Raw genomic sequence first — 21,725 nt, forward strand, 5'->3', positions numbered from 1 at the left:
CAATTTTTGATTTTTCACTTTTAATCTTAAATTACTCCCTAGGGCAACGGTTAAACTGCGACGAGAGGTCGTTTGTGATCTGCTCGATTTCCCCAATACGGTAATCCGTAAACCGGCTGCAGCTAGACTTTTTCCCCGGCTAAAATAAAATAGGGGGGAGAATAACTATCGATGATAAGCAGTTTTAAGATTATGGGATTCTTTGACTCAGAAGTGGTTCAACAGGAAGCTAGACAGCTATTTGAGGATTACCAGTCTCTCACACAACTGGGCAGCGAGTACGGGAAATTCGATCGAGAGGGTAAAATCATCTTTATCGATAGGATGGAGGAGTTAATGGAACGCTACAAGATATTTATGAAGCGTTTTGAGTTATCTGAGGATTTTTCCGCCCAAATGACCGTAGAACAGCTAAAAACCCAATTAGGTCAATTTGGCATGACTCCGCAAATGATGTTCGACCAAATGCAGCAAACCCTTGAGCGGATGAAGGCAGAAATTCGCTAAAATTGCCGATATTTATCGGGTATTGGCTGTCTTTTGCCCGATAATGGCCTCTCCAGTTTACCGCTCAGAAATTTGGGGTTTCTGCGGTTTTTCGAGAACGATGATCTAATAATTTTAAGTAGGTTAGCTGATGAACTCCAGGCCAGATTCACAAGAGAATATTGAGCCACCTCAGTATAGTGAAAAAACTAACCGCATTCAGGCGATCAGTCAACTGATTAAGGCGATAACCCCGTTAATTTGGGCTATAGTTGTTCTAGTGGTTATCGTGCCTCTTTTAGGGAAAATTTGGCTAGGAACTGCCAGCAATGAACCATTAAAAACTAAGGTTGCTACCGAAACTAACCTAGAGATTCCCATCACTATACCCCAAAAATCTAACAGTCAAATCGATCGAGAAATTAGCCAAGCTTTACAGACAGCGAGAGCCAATTCTCAAAGCTTTGCCCTAGGAGAAATTGAGGGATGGGTGGAGGAGTTGATGACAAGAGTAGATCAGGGTTTTTTGCCTTGGTATTTTAACTATTTCAATCAAAAACAATTTGAGGGTAAGGCCTTTTTAAGCGGATTATACTCCTCGATCGCTCACTGGGTCAATACAGATAATCCACCCCCGGAACAGGTGGTGGCAGAAAATTTGACCAAAACTATTCAAACCGAGTTTACTAAACGGGTAATTCGTCCCCAAGAGGCCCAATTACGTCTAGAGAGAATTACTAGGGATGCCGTTAATTTATATGTCAGTAATTTAAGCAATGAATTAGAGAATATTCAGGCCAGTTATCAAATTCCCCAAGGCAAATGGGATCGTTATCTTGGTGATATAGCCATAACAATTCAAGATACCGAGGGCAATATTTCTAACACATCAATTAAACTTTTAGTCGGTGGTGCCACTGCTTTGGGAGTTAAATCTCTGATCCCAGTGATGAAAGTGGGCAGCACAGTTTATTTGTCCCTAGCGGGAAAAACGGGGGCGAAAATTGCCACTAAAACTGGTGGAGCAGTAGCGAGTAGTTTTGGGGCAGAATTAATAGATCCAATCGTGGGAATTGGTTTGATAATTTGGTATTTATGGGACTATCAGCACACGGTAAACATTGAAAAACCAATTCTGCGGGATGCCATTTTTAATTATTTACAAGAAGTCAAATATGATCTAGTCAATAATCATCAAGGTAGCGTCCTTTCCTCTATTTATCAAATTGAAGCCAGTGTCAATAAATCCTTAGTGAGAACCTATTAATGTATCTTTTCACTTTCCAAGGTTTATTAACACAAGTTTAGATACTTTAAAAATGAAACTTAGAGTAAGATTTGAATCTAGAAAAATTGACTCAGCTTTGAGGTGAATTTACCGATTGTGGAATCAATTTGAAAATGGGTTATTTCGTTTTTGTAAATATAATAGTCGAGACCTAAATTTTTTGATTTATTTATTAATAATTTTAATTTCTCTTCCCTTTCTTGTTGTTTTTTTATCTATTAGTGAGGACAAAGATTAAAAAGAGTATCACCCATTTCTTATGATCAAATGGCCTTAGCTCATCATAAAGGTCAAAGGTATTAAAGGTGTAAAGGTTACTGCCAACCACGCAAATTAAAATAACCCACACAAAAATCAGCCCCTTGGGCTGCTAATAAACTTTTCTGTAAAATTGGCAATAAATGGGACTCAATATTATCAAAAATGCGCGGCATATATATTTTTAATCCGTAGGGTGCGCTCTTCGATAGCGTAACGCACCGACAATTGTGGTGGGTGATTTTGGTTATGGTGGTGGGTTACGCGTTGCTAACCCACCCTACTGGTTTACTTAATCCAAACAGTTTTAACGTTGACAAATTCGCGAATACCTTCGACACTTAATTCCCGTCCAAAACCAGAACGTTTAATACCCCCAAAGGGCAAGCGAGGATCGGATTTAACCATACCGTTAATAAACACACAACCGGCCTCAATTTCGGTAATTAAACGCTCAATTTCTGCGGGGTTATTCGTCCAAGCACTAGAACCTAAACCAAAGGGACTATCATTAGCTAAAGCGATCGCTTCATCGATATTTTTGACTCGAAATAGTAAAGCCACCGGTCCAAAAAATTCCTCTTTTTCCCCCGGAGAACCGACAGGAATATCGGTTAAAATCGTTGGTAGATAAAAGTTACCTTTTCCCTCTAAACGTTGACCCCCCACAAGGACTTTACCACCCATAGCGACGGTTTTTTCGACTTGATGGGCAATTTCCGAGACGATCGATACCGTGGCCAAAGGACCGATATCAACAGTTTCATCGAGGGGATCACCCACTCTTAAAGCTTGGAATTTAGCCACTAATAACTGTTCAAATTGATCGGCGACAGTTTCCATGACAATAAACCGTTTAGCAGCGATACAAGTCTGACCATTATTTAACAATCGCGCCGTCACTGCCGTAGCCGCTGCCGCCTCGATATCGGCACTATCTAAAACGAGAAAAGGATCACTACCTCCCAACTCCAAAACCACTTTTTTGATCTGTTTTCCTGCGGCGGCTGCTAAACTCATCCCCGCCGGTTCACTACCGGTTAAAGTGGCGGCTTTTACCCGTTCATCGTTAATTAAATCACTAACGCGATCGGCCCCGATCAAGAGAGTTTGAAAAGCACCTTCGGGAAAACCGGCTTCTAATAAAATTCTTTCCACCGCTAAAGCTGATTGGGGGACATTAGAAGCGTGTTTGAGTAGGCCGACATTTCCCGCCATTAAAGCGGGGGCAGCAAAGCGAAATACTTGCCATAAAGGGAAATTCCAGGGCATAACCGCTAAAATCACCCCTAAAGGTTGATAACGGACAAAACTGCGACTAGCATCGGTGGTAATCAGCACATCTTCCAGATAACCGGCGGCATTATCGGCATAAAAACGACAAACCAAGGCACATTTGAGGACTTCTGCGATCGCTGATTTGATTGGTTTCCCCATTTCTAAAGTCATGGTTTTAGCCAATGCTACTTGATCCCGTTCCAAAATGTCCGCCGCTTGCCGTAACCACTGTCCCCGTTCACTGATGGCGGTGCGGCGATACTGCTGAAAAGTCGCCTCAGCTAGGGCCAATTTCGCCGCCAATTCCTCCGAGGTTAGAGGGGTAAAAGTCTTGAGAATTTCTCCCGTGGCAGGGTTAACTGAAGCGATACCCATATCCAATTGTCTCCTATCGAGGGCTATATCTCTAGTTTAGTTCTCCGGTTGTCCCGCTGCTGACATAATTCGATCGCTAATTGGATCGCCGCTTGCATACTCTGGGCCCTAGCGATGCCAAGACCGGCGATATCAAAAGCCGTCCCGTGGTCTGGAGAGGTGCGAACAAAAGGTAAACCGATGGTAGTATTAACAGCACAGTCAAAAGCCATTAATTTCACGGGAATTAGACCCTGATCGTGGTATAATGCCAGATATGCGTCGGCGGTTTGCCCTGCACCGCTAAACCAAGCGCGTCCGGGTTCCACCCAAAGGGTATCGGGGGGACAAGGCCGATTAATTGGGTTTGCGGGTATTTTTGTCCCATTGACTGCAACCAAGGCTGTAACCAGTCTTTTTCTTCCCTTCCCAGTTTTCCCGCTTCGCCACTGTGGGGATTAAGGCCGGATATGGCGATTTTGGGGCGATCGATGCCGAAATCTAGCTTTAAAGACTCGATCAATAGGTCTAATTTTCGGGTCATCAGATCGGGGTTAAGAGCATCAGGAACTTCTCGCAGGGGGATATGGGTAGTGGCGAGGAGAGTGCGTAAGTTATAGCCGGTTTGAGGCGATTTAGCGACGAATAGCATCCCATAACGGTTAATTCCCGCCATGGTAGCTAAAACCTCCGTTTGACCGGGGAAATCATAACCTGCCAACTGCCAACAGGATTTAGCGATCGGACCGGTGACAATACCATCAAATTCGCCCTTGAGGGTGCGTTTTATGGCTTCTTGCAGGTAAAGAAAGCTAATTTCACCACTATGGGCATCCCCACGCCCGCAAACGATTTTTTCTTGATTGTAGGGCAAATCGATCAGAGAAAAGCGATCGAGGAGATGGGGATCGTGATAGGCTTTTTCGAGAAGCGTTCTGGTGCCGATTAGAGTAATCTGACAAATAGACGAGATTAGGGAATCGGCGATCGCTTTTAACACCACTTCAGGGCCGATTCCGGCGGGATCACCGACGGGGATAACTAGACGGGGAATAAAATAGGCGGATTCCATAAATTTTGGCCGTCAATATTGCTAATTCTCCCGATTAATCTCATCGTTGACAATTATCAGGAGGGAATAAATCAGTAAACAATCTTCAGTTTACCTAAAATGTCGGATGAATGCCCCCGCTAAATTTTTCGACAAGACATCAACCTTTGCGGGGGATGAAATCCGACCAGGATATTGACTGCGAAGCACGATTTTAATTCTACCATTTGTAGGTAAACTGTGTTATAATTAAACGATCCAAGGGTCGAGGATTAATCAATGCTAGTCGTAGAAGCCAAGCTAAAAAACGGGACACCAGAACAATATCACCGGCTTGATGAAGCAATTAGGACATCTCAGTTTGTGCGTAACTCTTGTGTTCGTTATTGGATGGACAATAAGGGGACAACCCGGAATGATCTTCAAAAGCTTTGTGCGGTACTAGCTAACAATAAAGAGACACCATGGGTTAATAAATTAAACTCTCAAGCTCGTCAATCGGCTGCTGATAGAGCCTGGCAATCAATTAATAGGTTTTACCAGAATTGTCATGCTAAGATACCGGGGAAAAAGGGTTTTCCTCGGTTCAAAAAGCATAGCCGTTCGGTTGAGTATAAACTAACAGGCTACAAACTATCTGATGATAGACGTAAAATCAAGTTCACTGATGGTTTTAAAGCAGGAGAATTTGATTTATGGTGTAATCAAAAAACCTTAGTTTATTATTCAGAGCAACAGATTAAACGGGTAAGAGTTGTTAGACGTGCTGACGGTTATTATTGCCAGTTTTTGATTGACGTAGAACGGCAAGAATACCATAAACCAACGGGACAAATAACAGGAATTGACTTAGGGTTAAAGGAATTTTATACCGATGCTCAAGGGAATACTGTAGAGAATCTACGTTATTTAAGAAAGTCAGAAAAACGACTGAAAAAAGCACAAAGGAGATTATCAAAACGATTTCGTAAAGGAAAGAAACAGTCTAACAACTATCACAAGCAACGGATAAAAGTGGCTAGACTTCATCTTAAAGTATCAAGACAACGTAAAGACAAAGCAATTAAAGACGCTTTGGCGTTAGTCCAGTCTAATGATTTGGTAGTCTATGAAGCTTTAAAGGTAAGAAACTTAGTCAAAAACCGTAAACTTGCCAAGTCGATTAGTGATGCTTCTTGGTATCAATTCACTGAATGGTTGAATTATTTTGCCAAGATTTATCGGATTGTTTTTGTTGCTGTACCACCACATTTCACGACTCAAGATTGTTCAGTTTGTGGGACGAGAGTTCAAAAAACCTTAAGCACTAGAACTCATCAATGTCCTAATTGTCAAACAGTCTTAGATAGGGATCATAATGCAGCAATCAACATTCTTAAAAAAGGGTTACAATACTTGGGAAATTATCTCAACGGTACTGTTGGGCAAACAGAAACCGACCCAAACGCCTTGGGAGAGTCCGACCTCTGGGTTTTCAGTGGAGACATTGAAAATCTAAGTTGTCTCGTTGAACAAGGAATTTCTAACAGCGATGTGGAAAGAATCCCCCGTCACAGCGTAGCTTGACGGTGGGAGTATGTCAATGTAATCTCATGGCGATAGATAGTAACTTTAGGCAAATTAAATTTTTTAACTTTTCTGTTTTCTTATTGCCCAAATTAGCCAGATTGTTGTAAGCTTATGACCCAACTACAACCGGATATATTCGTTAACCACCGTCCCGATACCGATGGAGACGAGGAAGAAGACTACTTCGATTATTTTTATGATGAACCGGGTAGTGAACCAGGGACATTAATTATCGAACCGGATGCCAAACCCTCGCGGATTATTTTAATCGACTACGATGAAGATAACGCCATTCGCAAGGTGGATATTACTCCCAATGCTTGCGCCCCCTATATTGGCACAAATACCGTGTCTTGGATGGATATTCAAGGGTTAGGTAGTGAGACGGTTTTAAAACAGGTGGGAGAAATTTTTAATCTGCATCCTTTGTTATTAGAAGATGTGGTTAATGTGCCGCAGCGACCGAAGTTAGAGGACTATAACAATCAATTGTTAGTGATTTCTCAGATGGTGCGACTGAAAGAAGATGAAAGCGGTTTTGATACAGAACAAGTGAGTTTTGTCTTAGGAAAACGCTATCTTTTAAGTTTTCAAGAGGAGGAATTACAGGACTGTTTTGAGATAGTCAGAGATCGAATTCGCACTTCCCAGGGACGAGTACGGAAATCGGGGGCGGATTATTTAACCTATTTATTATTAGATACGATTATCGATGGTTATTTTCCCGTGGTAGAACACTACGAAGATCGGATTGAGGCTTTGGAAGATATGATCATTAGTAATCCCGATCGAGATACAATGCAGGAAATCTATGATGTCCGTCGGGAATTATTGGCACTGCGTCGCTTAATTTGGCCGATGCGAAATGTCCTACATTTACTGATGCGTGACCATCATGGTATAATCAGTGATGAAGTACAAATTTATTTTCGGGATTCCTACGACCACGTCATTCAAATTCTGGAAATTATCGAAGCTTATCGAGAATTAGCGGCGAGTTTGATGGATGTTTATATGTCCACTATGGGCAATAAATTAAACGAAATTATGAAGTTTTTAACCGTAATTTCGACGATTTTTATTCCCTTAACTTTTATCGTTGGTGTCTATGGCATGAACTTCGAGAATATGCCAGAATTGAAAGGAGAATGGAGTTATTTCCTTGTCTGGTTAGTCATGTTAGCCGTAGCGGGGGGCTTGATTTTTTACTTCTGGCGCAAAGGTTGGTTTAAACCAATTTATTCCCTGAAAGAGGAAGCAAAAAGTTAGTTAACGAAGGCAGGAGTCAGGAGTCAGGAGTCAGGAGGCAGGAGTCAGGAGTCAGGAGACAGGAGATTATTTTTATTTATTCTTCCCACACCCCACACCCCACACCCCACACCCCACACCCCATCTCCCCACACCCCACACCCCACACCCCACACCCCATCTCCCCACACCCCACACCCCACACCCCACACCCCACACCCGACGACAAACTTTTTCGACAAACCCTAATTATTCGACCACAAATGCGAGGATTTGGCCTTGGTGACTGCCGAAGCGAATCTGTAAACCGGACTCTAGGGGAACTTCTTGGTTATGAACCTGTTTCCAGTGGCCATCTTGATAGATAAAAGTACCAAAACGGGAGAAATCTGCGAGAAAGTATTGATAGTCTGGATAATCGGCATTTTTACGGCAAATTATCCGACAATGGTTTTTACTAACCCATTTTTCAGCAATCTGTAGATCATTTTCCATGTCCCGTCCTATATTCATGCCACCACCACGGATTGACCATTTTCTTTCGGGACGATCGAGATAGTATAAGAAAGCGGCGGGCATGGTTCCGGAGATATTGGGCATAACCGTCGGTGATTGAGTCTCATCAAGGGTTTGCAGCAATTGCCCGTCGAATTCTGGGTGCATATAGAGAATCGGCAAAGTCCAAGCGGGTTGATTGTACTTGTAGAGGGTTAATAATTGCTGCCTAGCGATACGAACGGCCTGATCGATAGGGACTCTTGGACTGGGAAACAACTTGGACATCTGCGCTTCTTTGTCTTTGAAACCGAGGAGGCTGCGGGTAAAAACTTCGATAAAACTCAAGGCCTCTCGATCGGCGATCGCATCTCGCATGGCCAAAACTGCGGGAACGCCGTGGTGAATCAAGACTTCCGCCAGACTGCTACGGGGAATCATCTCCTGACCTGATTTAGCGGGATAAGCGCCCCAACAGGCATTAAAAACCGCTAAAATAACTTGATTTCTCACCAAAGCTTGGGCTAACTCCGTCCCGTTTAGCTGTTCCCCCGGCCGCAGAAATAGGGAACCGCCATTGGGGGCGGCGATTCCGTGGCCGGCGTAGAAAAAAGCTTGATATTTACCCGTATCCAAGGCCCTGGTCAGTTCTTCGGCCTCCGGTCGAATTAAGGTATCGACTTTGACTTTCACTCCCCAATTCTGGAGGGAACTACTGCCCCCAGGGGAGATGGCCTGGATGAGATTGGTGGCCTCGGATTCCAGTGCCTGGTCGGGATTAGTTTCTCCACTGGTATTAATGGCGGTGAGGTTGAGGGAACTAGCGGCGGTTTTAATCTGTTTTTCGCCGATAACTAAGAGAATATTGAGACTATTAGTCGGTTTTATCGGTGGCAATGGTTCCACATCGCTGGTGGTGCGGCTAAAGAGTATATTCGGATGCAGAGATATGGCCTGTTTACCCGCTTGCTGCATAATTTCCCAGGGCAGCAGAATTAAATAGGGGTTGCGACATTCCAAGCGAATTCGCAGGGGCTGATTTTTGCCGAGAGCGATTCCCTGACTTTGGGCGAAACTTTGACCAATTGATGCTTGAAATAACCATTGCCAGAGACTAATACCTAGTTTCTGCATTAATCGACCGCCATAACTGCCGCCTTCTCCCGAAAGAGTCAGTTTAGGTCGATAATTTGCTTCTAATTGCTCTAACATCGGCAAGGTCGGCATTTTTTGCAGACAGAACATTTCCTGCCATGCCATCCATTCCGTGGTTAGACTCTCGGTCCATTCACAGTCATGATGCACATATCCCCCCGGTAGGGGTGCTTTCGTCACCCAACGGGCGAAATTATTACTCGTGGCTAAACTAGCGATGGCTAAATTTAGACTAGGGATGGCATCATCGGTCATTGTGGTTCTTGAGAAGTCTATAGAATCTTATTCTAGAGGATTTCTGAACAGTAAGGAAGGGTATTAAGTAGCTGGTTATAATTAAATCAAAAATAGATTTTAGGTTCGATCCCCCCTGCCCCCCTTGATAAGGGGGGTGCCGATAGGCGGGGGGATCTGAAAGTTTTTAATACCTACCTACTTAAGTCACCAATAAACAACAAAGTTCAATAATTTTTGTTTGCAAAGTTGCCAAAGGTTCTGCACCCCGCTTGAGACGATATTCTAATTCGAGAAGTATGGGCAAGGTGGCGAGAAGTTGCTTAGAAGAAAAGGATTGTATCTCTTTGCGAATGAAATACAGTCGTTTGGGGTTAGCAATTTCGGCGGCGGCGGCGATATTTTTCTCGTCTTTTTCTCCTTCTTCAATTTTTAATTTTACTATTGCCCAAGTGCGAAATTGACCCCCTAGGGTGGCAGTGATACCCAGGGGGTTCTCGTTGCGATTTAATAATTCATTGACTAATTCTAGGGCCTTGCCTGTCTCCCGTTTTAAAATAGCACTGGCTAACTGTAAGCTGCTTTGATTGCTGGCATTGACTAAGCTTAAAATGTCCTTTTTGTCAATAGTTCCCGCCGAATTATTTTTAAATAAACGCAGTTTTTCTAACTCCATCCACAGCAAGCGGCTGTTATTTCCCACTGATTCAGCTAAGAGTTCGATCGCATCGGGAGTTAATTTTACTCCCACTTCTTTGGCAATTTCCCTAACTCTTTGGGCAATTTCCTCGACTTTCCAAGGCGGAATTAGTTCAAATTCTTTAACCTCTGCCTGATTTTGGATAAACTTGCTCGATTTTAAGCGGGAGTCTGGTTTTTTGGTGCTGGTTAATAACAGATAGGAATTTTCGGGTAAATTGGGCAAAGTGCGCTGTAATTCCTTGAAAATATCCTCAGAACATTGTTGACAAATAACCGTATCGGCTAACCAAACTAAACGATTTCCCATGCCGAAAACTGGAGTCATCGCTTGATTGAGGGCCTCGATAATTGCCTCATTGCGATCACCATTAATTTTATCATAATTAAACTGTATCCAATTGGGATCGAGAAGTTTTACTTGCAGATTTTTCACCGCTTGGTTAATAGCAAATTCATCCTCTCCCCAATAAAATATTGTCGGCATAAGTTTCTAATTATAGCAGTTAAGTAGGTAGGTGTTAAAAGTTGTCAGACACCCCTCTGATCAAGGGGGGACTAAGGGGGAATCGGCACCCCCCTTATTAAGGGGGGCAGGGGGGATCAGAAGCGAAATTTATCTTCAATTTAATTATAACTACTTACTTATCTTGAGGTGTCACTATTGCCCATTTTGCCAAATTTTTACATTTTTGTCAGCACTACCAATAATTAAATATTTACCATCGGCACTAATTGCTAAAGATAACAGTTTGTCTGTGGGTTGATCAAGAGTTGCTAATTTTGCTTTGCTTGTTAAAGACCAAAACTTAATCATTTGATCCGAAAGCTTGTTTAATCTGATCAGCACAAGCAGCAGAGGATAAACCCAGAATTTCCTAATATTAACGCTGGCTATTCATAAACACAGGTAAAGACTATCTGACTCGATAATTTCCCAAATTAATCAAAAAATAGACTCGATCGACCCCAAATAACGCACAATAAAAAAGGAAATGTCAAAGGAGAATCGCAAATGTTGCCCTATATCCTAGCGGTCGTTGTGGGATTGAGTAGTCTGTACCTCCTCACCACCGCTTTTATCGCCCCCGATCGCCACCGTCAAGATGATTTTCTCTGGAGTGCGGTAGGATTATTCTATGCCCTTGTCCTCTGGTTGTGCGCGGGAAGGATTACAGGCGCTATCCTCCTCGGACAAGCTGCCGCGACCATATTATTTATTGCCTTCGCTTGGCAAACTCTCAAACTCAGACAAGCACTTTTTTATCCCGACAAACCGGTTAAATTATTTACTATTGTCGGTTGGTTAGGCAATCGTCTGGGGAAAGTTACTCCCTCCCAATCCCCTAAAACTAAAGCTAAAGCTGAGAAAGTAGCGGCAAAAGTTAAAGAAACGGTTAAAGAAACGGTGGACCCCGTTGTCGAAACAGCGGCAGCTATCGGGGAACCTATTACAGAATCAGTGACAGAAATTGAGGAAAAAGCTCAAGAAACGGTTGCCCCCGTTGCCGAAAAAGCCGCAGCTATCGGGGAACCTATTACAGAATCGGTGACAGAAATTGGGGAAAAAGCCGCAGAAATTATTGATGACGGGGAAACTTTCGATGATTTCGATGATTTCGATGATTTTGATTTGGCAACGGAAGAGATCAAACCCTCCGAAAATGCCCCAGAAATTCCCCCGACTGAACCTGTCGCAAATGTTGAAGTCGAAACTATTGCTGTTAGCGAAACGGTGATTATTGAAGTTACCGAGGAAGATTTGCCCCCAGAAGAAACTATCGGAGAAGATACTCCCCCAGAAACTCGATCGCAAAGGGAAGAAAATTCCCCCCAGAGGAAGATTTGCCCCCAGAAAAAACTATCGGAGAAGATACTCCCCCAGAAACTCGATCAAAAAGGGAAGAAAATCCCCCCCCATCGGATTAAAAGTTAAGATTATTTAGCGGGTGGGTTAGGTAAGTAGTCGTGCAAAATTAATTTCCTAGTGAAGATAGGCAAGAGGCAAGGGGCAAGAGGCAAGAGGTGGTTAGATATGTGTAATTAATTTTGCTTAGGTACTTAATAATTACCCAAGAAATGGTTCTTCGTTACTTGGTATGGTTTGATAGGGGGGCATAAATCAACTAAATCCTGATCTGGCAAGAGACTTAATTGATTAGTTCGTTCTAGATCGAAAACAATTGACAAAAATTGCTGTCTTTCTATATAAGGGTTACATTTATTATAACCCCCGTCCATTGCATAACACAAACCGAAGAACCATGATTCCCTGACTTTTCCACTGTTTATAATGCCAGAACATGGTGGAGTAGGGAGAGAAATCTTTCGGGAATTCCCGCCAATTACAGCCATTTTTGAGTTGATAGAAAATCCCATCTAAAATCTGTCGTTTTGTCCCTTTCGGGGGGGCCAGTCAATTTCTTCTTTGGCAATAGCGGTTCTGCGATAGACTACTCTTCATTCGTCATACTACTTGAGTAGATTTTAGCTTACTCCTCTATTGATTTTCGGGGACGACTAGACGGTGGCGCATTCACTGACGGGGTTCAGACCAAAGTATTGCCGTTAAACAGGCTACAGACTCTCTTCCCTGAAACCTATAATGGACAAGGTTTTCGCTTCACCTTTTCAGCCTAGCATCTACATTATAAAAGATACCAAATGGGTTCTATAATAGATTTGGTGGTTGGGAGATTAAAGCCTCAATATCAAACTGGGTAAGCATTCTTCCTTGATTTTTCCAATCGGGTCTAAAAAAATGATCATGCCTTCAAATCCTTTCACTATTGGTCAACGAGTTACTCCTGAAAATTTCATTGGAAGAAAGACATTAATCAGGAGAGCATTGCATCAGATTAGAAGCCGTAGTTCTCTAGCGGTTTGGGGGGGTCCGGGTATGGGCAAATCATCTTTTTTAAAACTGCTAACATATCCTATTATCTGGGAACAATGCGGGCAAGATTATAACCAAGCAGTTGTTGTATTCATTGACTGTCAAAGCCTGGAACCTTTTAAGATTTCTGATTTTTGGCGCAATATTTTAGTAACAATTAAGAATAATTTTTCTTTCTTAAAAACCAGTATTGATAGGCTCTTCGTTACCCTTTATGCTAAATCAACATACAAGATGCCAAGATAACATACTTCTAACCCAAAAATTCCGAAAGTTTCTAAAGCCATAGCCTCTCCGTTTTATTAGTTTAAGTTTATTGTTGATTCCCTCGACCACCCCATTCGTTGTCCTTCGCTCGAAATAACTAATTATTTCTCCAAACCAGTTTCGGATTGTTTGACAACTCTTGGTAAAAACACTGGAGGATTTTGCCAACCATTCCGAGATGGATAGCAGTCCTTCTGTCGGATTCTCTGAGGTTTCATAAATCTTTCTAAATTCTTCCTTTAACTCGTGCATCTTTTTCAAATTTGGTCAATTTTCTTTGATAGCTTCTAGTTTGATTTTTTGAGTTTCCGTTAAATCTTTTTCATTTTTTAACAAGCTATATTTACTTCGCTTTAAAACTTCTAGCTTCGCTTCTTTTTCCGCTTTCTGTTTTTTATTTTTCTGCGCTTCTACGGCTCTTTTTTCTGCTTTTCTTTGTTCGTCTAACTCTTGATTAATTTGTTTCATTACATGGAATCTATCGGCGACTACCTCGGCCGATGGCATCAATTCTTTCACCAAATTTTTATAGGGCAACCAAAGGTCTATGCTGACTTCTTCAATTTGCTCTAACACCTCTTTTCCCCACCCTGTAAGCGTTTCCCTCAATTCTTCTTGTGTTCGCTTCTCTAGAATAGCTATTAGTTTTCCCGTATCTAAATTTACTAAAACCGCACAGTAATTTTTTTGTCCTTTGACTAGAGCGATTTCGTCAATTCCTAGTCTTTTTAATTTCGATAGGTCTGTCTCTGTAATTTCTTCAGCTATGTCCTCTATCATTCTTTGAATCTCTTCTTCCGTTACGTCATTTCTTCGACTAACATTTAAAATATCTCCTTCTTTTAATTGTTCGAGTATATTCTCGGCTAGTCTTTTCGTATAGGTTCGTTTCTTGGCGACAAAATCTAACTCTTCGCTAAAGGGTTTCTGACAATTATCGCACTTAAATTGACGACGATTAACCTGTAGGTACACTGGTTGTCCTGAGATTGGTAAATCTTTGACTAAATGTCGATGATTTTGGTGGAGTTTATCGCTCTCTAACCCACAACGAGGACAGGTTGCTTTTTGATTTTTCGATTCGATTCGGCAAACTATACCGATATTTTCTAGGTGTAGATAGCCTTGAATACAGGTTCCTTTTAGGTTCAAAAATTTGTCAAGTATCATAAGTAAAATAATCTCGTTTTTGGCTATTATATCAAATCTTAACTCAATTGTCTATCTTTTGGTATTAACCTGTTTGTGCCTTAAGTCCTTCCCTGTATGGATTTCAGCTACTTTTGAGCGTAGGCGCTCTCATCGAATTTTATTTTAAGTTAATTATTTGCATAACAATTCCCGAAGAGCCTATTGATACTCTTTCAGAAAAACCAGAAGCCACGGTTAATGATTTGCTTATTATCTTGCGTTTACTTAAAGAACAGGGTAAATTTTTAGTTTTACTTATCGATAATTACGATGTAACCTTACGTCCCAATTCCCAATATACGAAAGCTGATATAGATACCTTCGTCAGTCAGTGTCGTACCCTGGCTCAATCCGAGGAGCAAAATATCTCGATAGTTGTGACTTCATCTCGTCGGTTGAGTCAAATTGGTCCAGAACTTACACCTGATAAATCACCTTGGTATAATGGTTATTTATTTGAAAATCTTAAGCCTTTTACTAATCAGGAAGTAAACCTTTTACTCGATAGAAGTGAGAGTCTATTGGGTTGGAAACAAGCTATCCGTAAAATTGCTGATGGTAATCCAGCTTTACTGCAAAATGCTTGTTTCTTATTATATGAAGAATTGGTTTCGGGAAATAACCTTAATGAGAAAAAATTTATTCAAGAATTTCAAACAAACACTTTACACTTATTTCAAGCTATTTGGCAACTGTCCACTGAAACAGAGCAAAATTTGTTAATGTTGCTGGCTTTATCCCAATTAGAAGGCAAATTAGGGAGGAATCGATACACTCTCGGCGGAATTGAAGCGATTTTCAGTCAAAAACAAATAGAATTAAATAATTTGGTTGAGCGAGGTATCTTAAAGAAGGTAGAGGGAGAAGAAAATACTACTTATTCTTTCTGCTCATCTATAATGGAGTGGTGGGTGATTAAGCAAATCGAGAATAGCCAGGAAGAGGAGTTGAAAAAACGACAAAGAGGATTCCTTAATTTAATGAGCCGCCAACAGACGACAAGAGTTAATACTGCTATTCGTTGGCTATGGCAAAATAAAGATAAGATAGCATCTATCATTGAGCAAGTAGGGGGGTTATTATCATGATGACAACACAAACAAGGCACATAAATCCCTATATTGTCGGTCGTCCCATTTATGACCGAGAGTCATTTTTTGGCCGAGGGAAACTTTTTAGATTTATTGAAGATAATCTCAAACAAAATACACAAGTTGTTTTGCTGCATGGTCAAAGACGTATTGGTAAATCTTCTGTACTCATGCAAATTCCTAATTTTGTGGGACTAGGTGAGTTCGTGTTTATCTATTTTGATTTGCATGATAAAACGCGACTACCACTTGACAGTATCTTACAAAATCTTGCTTCAACTATTGCTGATAAGTTGAATATTCCTCAATCAGAATCTTTGTCGTTGAATTATAAAACGGTTTTCTCTGATGAGTTTTTACCTCAAGTAATTGAGGTCTTAAAAGAGCAGAAACGAAAAATGGTTTGGTTATTAGACGAATTTGATGTTTTAAATGATCAAACACCTGATTCCCCAGTTGAATCTTTTTTCCCTTATCTGGAAACTCTTATCGGTCAATACAATAATTTATTTATCATTCCAGTAATAGGGAGAAGAGTAGAAGATTTAACCAACTTAAAAAGCTTATTTAGACAAGCTGTCAATCAAGAAATTGGCTTATTAGAAAAATCAGATGCTAAAGCATTAATTACTGAACCTGCTGCACGGTATTTAAAGTATGATTCTCAGGCTATCGATGTAATTTTAGAACTGACTTCAGGCCATCCTTATTTTACTCAAGTAATATGTAATGCTCTTTTTTTAGAAGCTGAAGAAGAGGGTAAGTCAGAAATTACCTGTGATGATGTTACTAAAATTGTCGATGATGCAATTGAAACCGCTGAAGGAGGACTAGCTTGGTTTCGAGATGGCTTACCCATTCCTGAAAGAGTTGTTTTTTCAGCAGTAGCGCAAGCGGAGAAAATGGCTGAGAAGACAACTAACTCAGTGACAGAAGAACCTTTAAAGCTACTCAGAGAATATGGAGTTATCATAACGGAAGCTTTAAATAAGGCTCCAGAAAATTTAGTTCAATGGGAATTTTTAGAGAGAGTAGAAAATTCAGAATTTCACTACAAAATTAAAGTTAAGCTAGTTCGTTATTGGTTGGTTAAACGCTATCCTTTAAGACAGGCTATCTGGGATTTAGAAAAAGTTGATTTAGATGCTTGCAGACTTTTTGAATTGGCCGAAGATATAGCTGAGAATCGTAATTTATCTACTTTTTATATCTATGAACAAATTTCACAAATAAATCCCAATTATTTTACGGTTTTATTTAAATTAGCTGAAGATTATCTTGACACTAAAAACTATCAACAAGCATTAGAAAAATATAACAGAGCATATAAAGTTGATCCTACACGCGCTTATGAAGGATATGAGCTAACGCGAGGAAAAAAATATAGAATTTGGTGGAATAAAAACCGATTAACATTAGCTTTATTATCTGTATTTTTACTAACAATAAGTGTTAGTATCAATCTGTTCCAACTGTCCCAAGTACAAACACACCTTAAACAAAAAAAAGCCAGACTTGACGAATTAGAAAAACTAAAGGAAGAAAATGCCAGACTTGCTAAACAAGTAAGAGTATTTGCTCCTACTCCTATACAATCCAAAAGCACTAATGCCACAATTGTAGGAAACCCAGGGAAGACAAATATTCGCAGTGGTCCTGGTTTAGAATATGCACCAAGACATATTGCCTATCCAGGCGATCGTGTTCAAGTTATCGAATCTGCTAGAAATAGTGATAACTTGCCCTGGTACAAAATTTATTTTCCCCAATCGGGGGCTGATGGATGGATTGCTGGTAATTTACTTTCTATTGACCCCATAACTAATGCTAAAGTTAGCGGCACTCCAGGAACTAAAAATATACGTTCTGGCGCTGGAACTGTTTATGGGGTGGTAGGAACTGTGCGTACAGGCGATCGTGTGCAAATTTTGGGTAGTAGCTATGATAAAAATGGTTATCAGTGGTATAAAGTCTATCATCCTCAGTCCGGTACGACAGGCTGGATTGCTGCTCAATTAATTAGTTCTGACTAGCTCTAGTATGACCATAATTAACTGCACACAATTACTACAACTAATATGAAATCTTTTATTTCAGCTTTTCAATATTTTATTATTCCTATAATTGTTGTAATGGGTGTATCGATTTATTTAGGGTTTAAACAGCCGACTGAACCGCCAACCACTGCGATAGTTTCTACCTCGCCTTCAGTTTCTTCTACTTCTCTAATTTCTCCTGCTCCTATCCCCAAAAATACTCTAACGCCTCCCTTACTCGGCTACTAACATTATTGTCCGTTGTCTTTTAACTCAGCGTCGGGTTTTGAAGGGTTGTCATCCGTTGTGATAATTGTACCAGAAGGCAATTGATAGCCTGTTAAATTCCCTTGTTTCCACCACCTCCAAGCCGTTCGATAACTTATTGCTGCTTTTTTTGCATAGTCTGATCGTCTCATGTCTATATATTACTATGCCTGACTATATCTGACTATATTTATATTGAAACTTTACAATACCTAGACTCTCTCGTTGACAAAAGGTCATTAGATAAAATTCTAGCGTTAAAACCAAAAATGTTGGGTTCTTCGTTACTTGGTATGATTCTATAGGGAGACATAAATCGACTAAATCCTGATCTGGCAAGAGATTTAATTGATTAGTTCGCTCCAGATCGCAAACAATTGACAAAAATCGCAGTAATGTCTGTTTCTATAAGGGTTTCATCCCTTATAAACCTGTCCGTTGCATAAGACAAACCGAAGAACCCAAGAAATTAACTAATTAATTTAACCTTCACCCCCCACCCAGTCAAACCAAGTTTAAAATGTGAATGGTTTTATTTTCTCAGTACACAGGGATAGTGCTTCTCGTTTTTCGGGACGAGTCCTGAGATAATCTTCTAACCAAAGACAACCTCGATCGAGCAATTTTTGTAAATAATTATATTCTGTTTCTAAGGGCCATCGATGCTTTTGACCATCCCTAGAAATAATCACAATTTCTTGACCATCAGGACTAAAAGTGATCCCATAGACGATATCCTCTTCTATTTTAAACTCGGAGCGCAAATTTCCGTCAATGTCCCAGCGTCTAGCTGTACCATCCCTTGAAATAGCGGCGATTTTTTCACCATCAGGACTAAAACTAACTCCATAAACGGGAAAAGAATCGGTTTTAATCTCCTTTAAAAGATTGCCCTGTAAATCCCAAATTTTAATCTTTCCCCGAGTAGCAGTAGCAATTTTTTGATGATCAGGAGAAAACACCAAATCATAGATAATACTATCATCAACTGTCCAAGACTTAATCAATTGAGGACGATGATTATTTAAGTGCCAGTATTGAACTTTTCCATCGCTTGTTCCCGTGATTATTGCTGTTCCCTCTCCATTAAAAGCAAGACTATAAATCGGTACTTGACTAGCGGTAAATTCTTGAAGCATTGTTCCTTTTTGACTCCAGATTTGGACTTTTCCATTTCTTCCTGTAATCGCCATCTGATTACTATCGGGATGAAAAGCAATACTATAGATTGAACGCATTTTTGTGGCAAATTCTCTAATTTTTTTTCCCTGGGAATCGAGTAAAGTAATCTGACCATCTTTATTAGCAATAGCGATAATATTGCCCTGGGAATTAATGCTAACACTGGTATTATCGGCCCTAGCTTGATTTAAATTGTTCAGCTGCCAAATTTTAGCCGTTTCATCACTCGATCCAGTTACCACCTCTTTTCCATCTTGACTAAATACAGCAGTAAAAACTGATTCTTGATGTCCTCTGAGAGTAGTTATTTCTTCTCCTTGCAGTCCCCAAATTTTAGCACTACCGTCACTAGATGCGGTAATTATAAACTGGCCATCAGGACTAAAATTAACACTGTTGACAAAATCTTGATGTCCCCGGAAAGTCGCTCTTAAATTTCCCTGTAAATCCCAGATTTTAGCAGTTTTATCGGCCGCTGCCCCGGCAATTTTTTGACCGTCAGGACTAAAATTAACACTATAAAAAGCCTCAATATTTTCTTGACCTAAACTCAAGATAATTTTACCTGATAAATCCCAGATTTTAATCGTACCATCCCGGGAAGCAGTGGCAATTTTTTGACCATCGGGACTAAAACTAGCTGCATCTATCGATCTTTTATGTCCCTTAAATACCTGTAAAGTTTCACCTGATAAATTCCATAATCTAGCGGTTTTATCCCTGGAAGTAGTCACAATTTTTTGACCATCGGGACTAAAACTAACACTATAAACTGATTCTTTATGGTCAGGATAGGTGACTAAATTTTGTCCTTGCAAGTTCCAAATTTTGGCGGTTTTATCTTCAGAAGCGGTGGCAATTTTTTGACCATCGGGACTAAAACTAACACTATAAACTGCTCCCTGATGACCTGTCAAAGTTTGAATATTCTCACTTTTTTGATTCCAAATTTTTACCGTCCCATCTTGAGAAGCAGTAGCTATTTTTTGACCATCGGGACTAATACTAACACTATAAATAGTTCCTCGGTGTCCTTGCAGTTGGTTTTTTTCTTGAATGCGATCTAAAATTTGTTGTAGGGTAATAATTGGACTGGTAGCAGGATATTTACTCAAGGTTTGGTCATCAGTAACGATATTTTTTAAACTATTTACTGCTTGCATGGCCGCAATTAAAGATTCTAATTGTTCAAATTGAAATTGTTGCCAATAACTATCACCCTTGCGCTGTAATTGAATGCCTAGTTGAGCGGTTTCCACTTGCTGCCACGCTTGTTTTACCTGAATAAAAGCTAAGAGAGAACCCAAGAGAGAAGCAATTAAAATTACCGAGCCAATTTGAATTCTTTTGGTAGCTTTTTGGTGAGCGATTGCTAGAATTTTATTAGCTTGTCTCTGAGTTTCTAGGCTAATTTCTGCCTCTCTTTTATCGAGATTTTGACTAGCAGTTAAAAACTGATAATCAAGATTACTTAGGCTTTTTCCCTGAGACCAATCAAGGGCATTATTTAAAGCTTTTCCGCGTAAAAGCCGTGATTCATCGGTATAATTAGACTGTTGCCACGCGGCGACCGCTTCTGAGTAGGGACGCAATTGCTCTAATTGTTTTTCCACCCAATTGAGATTAAATATTTCTCGATAAATAGGATTATAAACTACTAATTGATTATCCTTTTTTACCACTAACCCAGATAACCTTAATTCCCCTTGTTCTGGACTATCATCGCAGAGGATCGACCCCTTTTCTAAAATTTGTTGATAGATACCTAACAAACGACCCGCTTTGTCTTGATTTCTTAACAAGCGATCGGCAATAGTTCGCAGATGAACCGGTTCATCTTGAGATTCCCAATTATTAATAATTCTCTCTTTGATCAGCGTCTCAATATCTAAATTACTTTCCAGCAATAGCTGACAGATTTTCTGGGTTAAAAATGGCTGTCCTCCCGTCCAAAAAATAATTTTTTCTAAGCAGTCGGGTTGATAATTACTTTGACTGGATAATCCTGCGGCTAAAGGAGCAATTTCTGCCAGATTAAATCCCGTTAATTCGATCGCTTGGCCGATATTAAAAGATGTTTGGGTCTTTTCGCGAATTAAATCTGCCGGGGTAGCCACACCGAATAAAGCGAAAGTAATTCTTTCATACTGGGAATTTTCCGCTCTTTGGTTATAACAATAACGAATCAGGGAAAAAAAGTCATCTAGAGAAAACTGTAAACTGAGAATTTTATCAATCTCGTCGATAAAAATATATATTTTCTCTCCCCTACAATAAACTAATAAAACTTCCTCAATAAATTGTCCCAAACGCTGCACGGGGGGTAAATCCTCTCGCTCGCGCAACCAGGATTTAAGATTAATTTTTCCCGTCAGATTAAATCCTAAAAACAAACGGGTGATCACGCCGTTATACCATTGGGATAAATTATCATTACTGCCAAGACTGGTTATATCTACGGACGCGCAATCCATGCCCAATTGCTGTAAAATATGGGTCACTCGTACCCTTAAACTGGATTTACCCATCTGACGACAGTTGAAAACGTAGCAAAATTGACCATTTTTCAACGCCGTTAACAGTTCTCGGTCGGCATTTCTCTCGATATAGGTAGGATGGTTATAGGCAAGACTACCCCCGACACGATATTGATAATTCATTATCCTTAAACAAAATTATT

Annotated in this window: 14 protein-coding genes and 3 pseudogenes; 8 read left to right on the forward strand and 9 right to left on the reverse strand. The window is 40.4% G+C overall.

The window, feature by feature from the left end:
* Window positions 1-192 precede the first annotated feature (192 nt).
* Both VL20_RS18040 and VL20_RS18045 read left to right on the forward strand, forming a co-directional pair.
* Window positions 193-507, forward strand: coding sequence for a DUF1825 family protein (locus VL20_RS18040; RefSeq protein WP_002738222.1), 315 nt, complete (start codon window positions 193-195; stop codon window positions 505-507).
* A gap of 130 nt (window positions 508-637) precedes the next feature.
* Window positions 638-1,753, forward strand: a complete 1,116-nt coding sequence (locus tag VL20_RS18045; protein WP_052277333.1) for a hypothetical protein — start codon at window positions 638-640, stop codon at window positions 1,751-1,753.
* A gap of 567 nt (window positions 1,754-2,320) precedes the next feature.
* Here the strand turns inward: VL20_RS18045 and VL20_RS18055 are convergent.
* Both VL20_RS18055 and pdxA read right to left on the reverse strand, forming a co-directional pair.
* A complete protein-coding gene (locus tag VL20_RS18055) occupies window positions 2,321-3,685 on the reverse strand; it encodes an NAD-dependent succinate-semialdehyde dehydrogenase (RefSeq protein ID WP_052277334.1) in 1,365 nt (454 codons plus the stop codon).
* A 23-nt stretch (window positions 3,686-3,708) separates the two neighbouring features.
* Window positions 3,709-4,736, reverse strand: a pseudogene (pdxA, locus tag VL20_RS18060) (4-hydroxythreonine-4-phosphate dehydrogenase PdxA).
* Between the two features lie 258 nt (window positions 4,737-4,994).
* Between pdxA and VL20_RS18065 the strand changes: the two are divergent.
* Together VL20_RS18065 and corA are read left to right on the forward strand one after the other, a co-directional pair.
* Entirely contained in the window at window positions 4,995-6,281 is a 1,287-nt protein-coding gene (locus tag VL20_RS18065) for an RNA-guided endonuclease InsQ/TnpB family protein (protein WP_052277335.1), read from the forward strand.
* 114 nt (window positions 6,282-6,395) lie between these two features.
* A complete protein-coding gene (corA, locus tag VL20_RS18070) occupies window positions 6,396-7,553 on the forward strand; it encodes a magnesium/cobalt transporter CorA (protein ID WP_052277336.1) in 1,158 nt (385 codons plus the stop codon).
* 228 nt (window positions 7,554-7,781) lie between these two features.
* On the opposite strand, the gene VL20_RS18075 is transcribed toward corA, so the two are convergent.
* The 3 genes from VL20_RS18075 to VL20_RS18085 all read right to left on the reverse strand — a co-directional run bounded on the left by VL20_RS18075 (window position 7,782) and on the right by VL20_RS18085 (window position 10,932).
* Complete coding sequence (locus tag VL20_RS18075) at window positions 7,782-9,437, reverse strand: CHAT domain-containing protein (RefSeq protein ID WP_052277337.1); 1,656 nt, start codon at window positions 9,435-9,437, stop codon at window positions 7,782-7,784.
* A gap of 181 nt (window positions 9,438-9,618) precedes the next feature.
* Entirely contained in the window at window positions 9,619-10,602 is a 984-nt protein-coding gene (gene holA / locus VL20_RS18080; protein ID WP_052277338.1) for a DNA polymerase III subunit delta, read from the reverse strand.
* Between the two features lie 174 nt (window positions 10,603-10,776).
* On the reverse strand, window positions 10,777-10,932 hold the full coding sequence (locus tag VL20_RS18085) for a WD40 repeat domain-containing protein (protein WP_221634911.1): 156 nt from the start codon (window positions 10,930-10,932) through the stop codon (window positions 10,777-10,779).
* 198 nt (window positions 10,933-11,130) lie between these two features.
* On the opposite strand from VL20_RS18085, the pseudogene VL20_RS18090 reads away from it, so the two are divergent.
* Window positions 11,131-12,044 (forward strand): annotated as a pseudogene (locus tag VL20_RS18090) (Ycf66 family protein).
* Window positions 12,045-12,339: 295 nt separating this feature from the next.
* Here VL20_RS18090 and VL20_RS33830 read toward each other — a convergent pair.
* A complete protein-coding gene (locus VL20_RS33830; RefSeq protein ID WP_103111750.1) occupies window positions 12,340-12,531 on the reverse strand; it encodes a transposase in 192 nt (63 codons plus the stop codon).
* A 351-nt stretch (window positions 12,532-12,882) separates the two neighbouring features.
* Between VL20_RS33830 and VL20_RS18095 the strand changes: the two genes are divergently transcribed.
* Window positions 12,883-13,257 carry a hypothetical protein gene (locus VL20_RS18095; RefSeq protein ID WP_284525842.1) on the forward strand — a complete coding sequence of 125 codons (375 nt, stop codon included), beginning with the start codon at window positions 12,883-12,885 and terminating at the stop codon, window positions 13,255-13,257.
* Here the strand turns inward: VL20_RS18095 and VL20_RS18100 are convergent.
* A pseudogene (locus tag VL20_RS18100) lies at window positions 13,234-14,448 on the reverse strand (ISL3 family transposase). The gene VL20_RS18095 and the pseudogene VL20_RS18100 sit on opposite strands and share 24 nt — an antisense overlap.
* A gap of 113 nt (window positions 14,449-14,561) precedes the next feature.
* Here VL20_RS18100 and VL20_RS18105 point away from each other — a divergent pair.
* Entirely contained in the window at window positions 14,562-15,557 is a 996-nt protein-coding gene (locus tag VL20_RS18105; protein ID WP_128575250.1) for an ATP-binding protein, read from the forward strand.
* Window positions 15,554-17,593 (forward strand): SH3 domain-containing protein, encoded by a 2,040-nt coding sequence (locus VL20_RS18110; protein ID WP_128575251.1) that lies wholly within the window; start codon window positions 15,554-15,556, stop codon window positions 17,591-17,593. The genes VL20_RS18105 and VL20_RS18110 overlap by 4 nt, the downstream gene beginning before the upstream one ends.
* 254 nt (window positions 17,594-17,847) lie before the next feature.
* Here VL20_RS18110 and VL20_RS29330 read toward each other — a convergent pair whose 3' ends face one another.
* Both VL20_RS29330 and VL20_RS18115 read right to left on the reverse strand, forming a co-directional pair.
* Window positions 17,848-18,015 carry a hypothetical protein gene (locus VL20_RS29330; RefSeq protein WP_284525843.1) on the reverse strand — a complete coding sequence of 56 codons (168 nt, stop codon included), beginning with the start codon at window positions 18,013-18,015 and terminating at the stop codon, window positions 17,848-17,850.
* 363 nt (window positions 18,016-18,378) lie between these two features.
* On the reverse strand, window positions 18,379-21,705 hold the full coding sequence (locus VL20_RS18115) for an AAA-like domain-containing protein (RefSeq protein ID WP_052277341.1): 3,327 nt from the start codon (window positions 21,703-21,705) through the stop codon (window positions 18,379-18,381).
* Window positions 21,706-21,725: the final 20 nt, after the last annotated feature.

The organism is Microcystis panniformis FACHB-1757 (genome assembly GCF_001264245.1).
Classification (GTDB): domain Bacteria; phylum Cyanobacteriota; class Cyanobacteriia; order Cyanobacteriales; family Microcystaceae; genus Microcystis; species Microcystis panniformis.

What these genes read in the sequence shown, in the direction of transcription:
- VL20_RS18085 (WP_221634911.1), bottom strand. Translation starts at nt 10,932, where the DNA reads ATGATTAAGTTTTGGTCTTTAACAAGCAAAGCAAAATTAGCAACTCTT.
- VL20_RS18055 (WP_052277334.1), bottom strand. Translation starts at nt 3,685, where the DNA reads ATGGGTATCGCTTCAGTTAACCCTGCCACGGGAGAAATTCTCAAGACT.
- VL20_RS29330 (WP_284525843.1), bottom strand. Translation starts at nt 18,015, where the DNA reads ATGAGACGATCAGACTATGCAAAAAAAGCAGCAATAAGTTATCGAACG.
- VL20_RS18065 (WP_052277335.1), top strand. Translation starts at nt 4,995, where the DNA reads ATGCTAGTCGTAGAAGCCAAGCTAAAAAACGGGACACCAGAACAATAT.
- VL20_RS18075 (WP_052277337.1), bottom strand. Translation starts at nt 9,437, where the DNA reads ATGACCGATGATGCCATCCCTAGTCTAAATTTAGCCATCGCTAGTTTA.
- VL20_RS18110 (WP_128575251.1), top strand. Translation starts at nt 15,554, where the DNA reads ATGATGACAACACAAACAAGGCACATAAATCCCTATATTGTCGGTCGT.
- VL20_RS18095 (WP_284525842.1), top strand. Translation starts at nt 12,883, where the DNA reads ATGCCTTCAAATCCTTTCACTATTGGTCAACGAGTTACTCCTGAAAAT.
- VL20_RS18040 (WP_002738222.1), top strand. Translation starts at nt 193, where the DNA reads ATGGGATTCTTTGACTCAGAAGTGGTTCAACAGGAAGCTAGACAGCTA.
- VL20_RS18115 (WP_052277341.1), bottom strand. Translation starts at nt 21,705, where the DNA reads ATGAATTATCAATATCGTGTCGGGGGTAGTCTTGCCTATAACCATCCT.
- VL20_RS18045 (WP_052277333.1), top strand. Translation starts at nt 638, where the DNA reads ATGAACTCCAGGCCAGATTCACAAGAGAATATTGAGCCACCTCAGTAT.
- holA (WP_052277338.1), bottom strand. Translation starts at nt 10,602, where the DNA reads ATGCCGACAATATTTTATTGGGGAGAGGATGAATTTGCTATTAACCAA.
- corA (WP_052277336.1), top strand. Translation starts at nt 6,396, where the DNA reads ATGACCCAACTACAACCGGATATATTCGTTAACCACCGTCCCGATACC.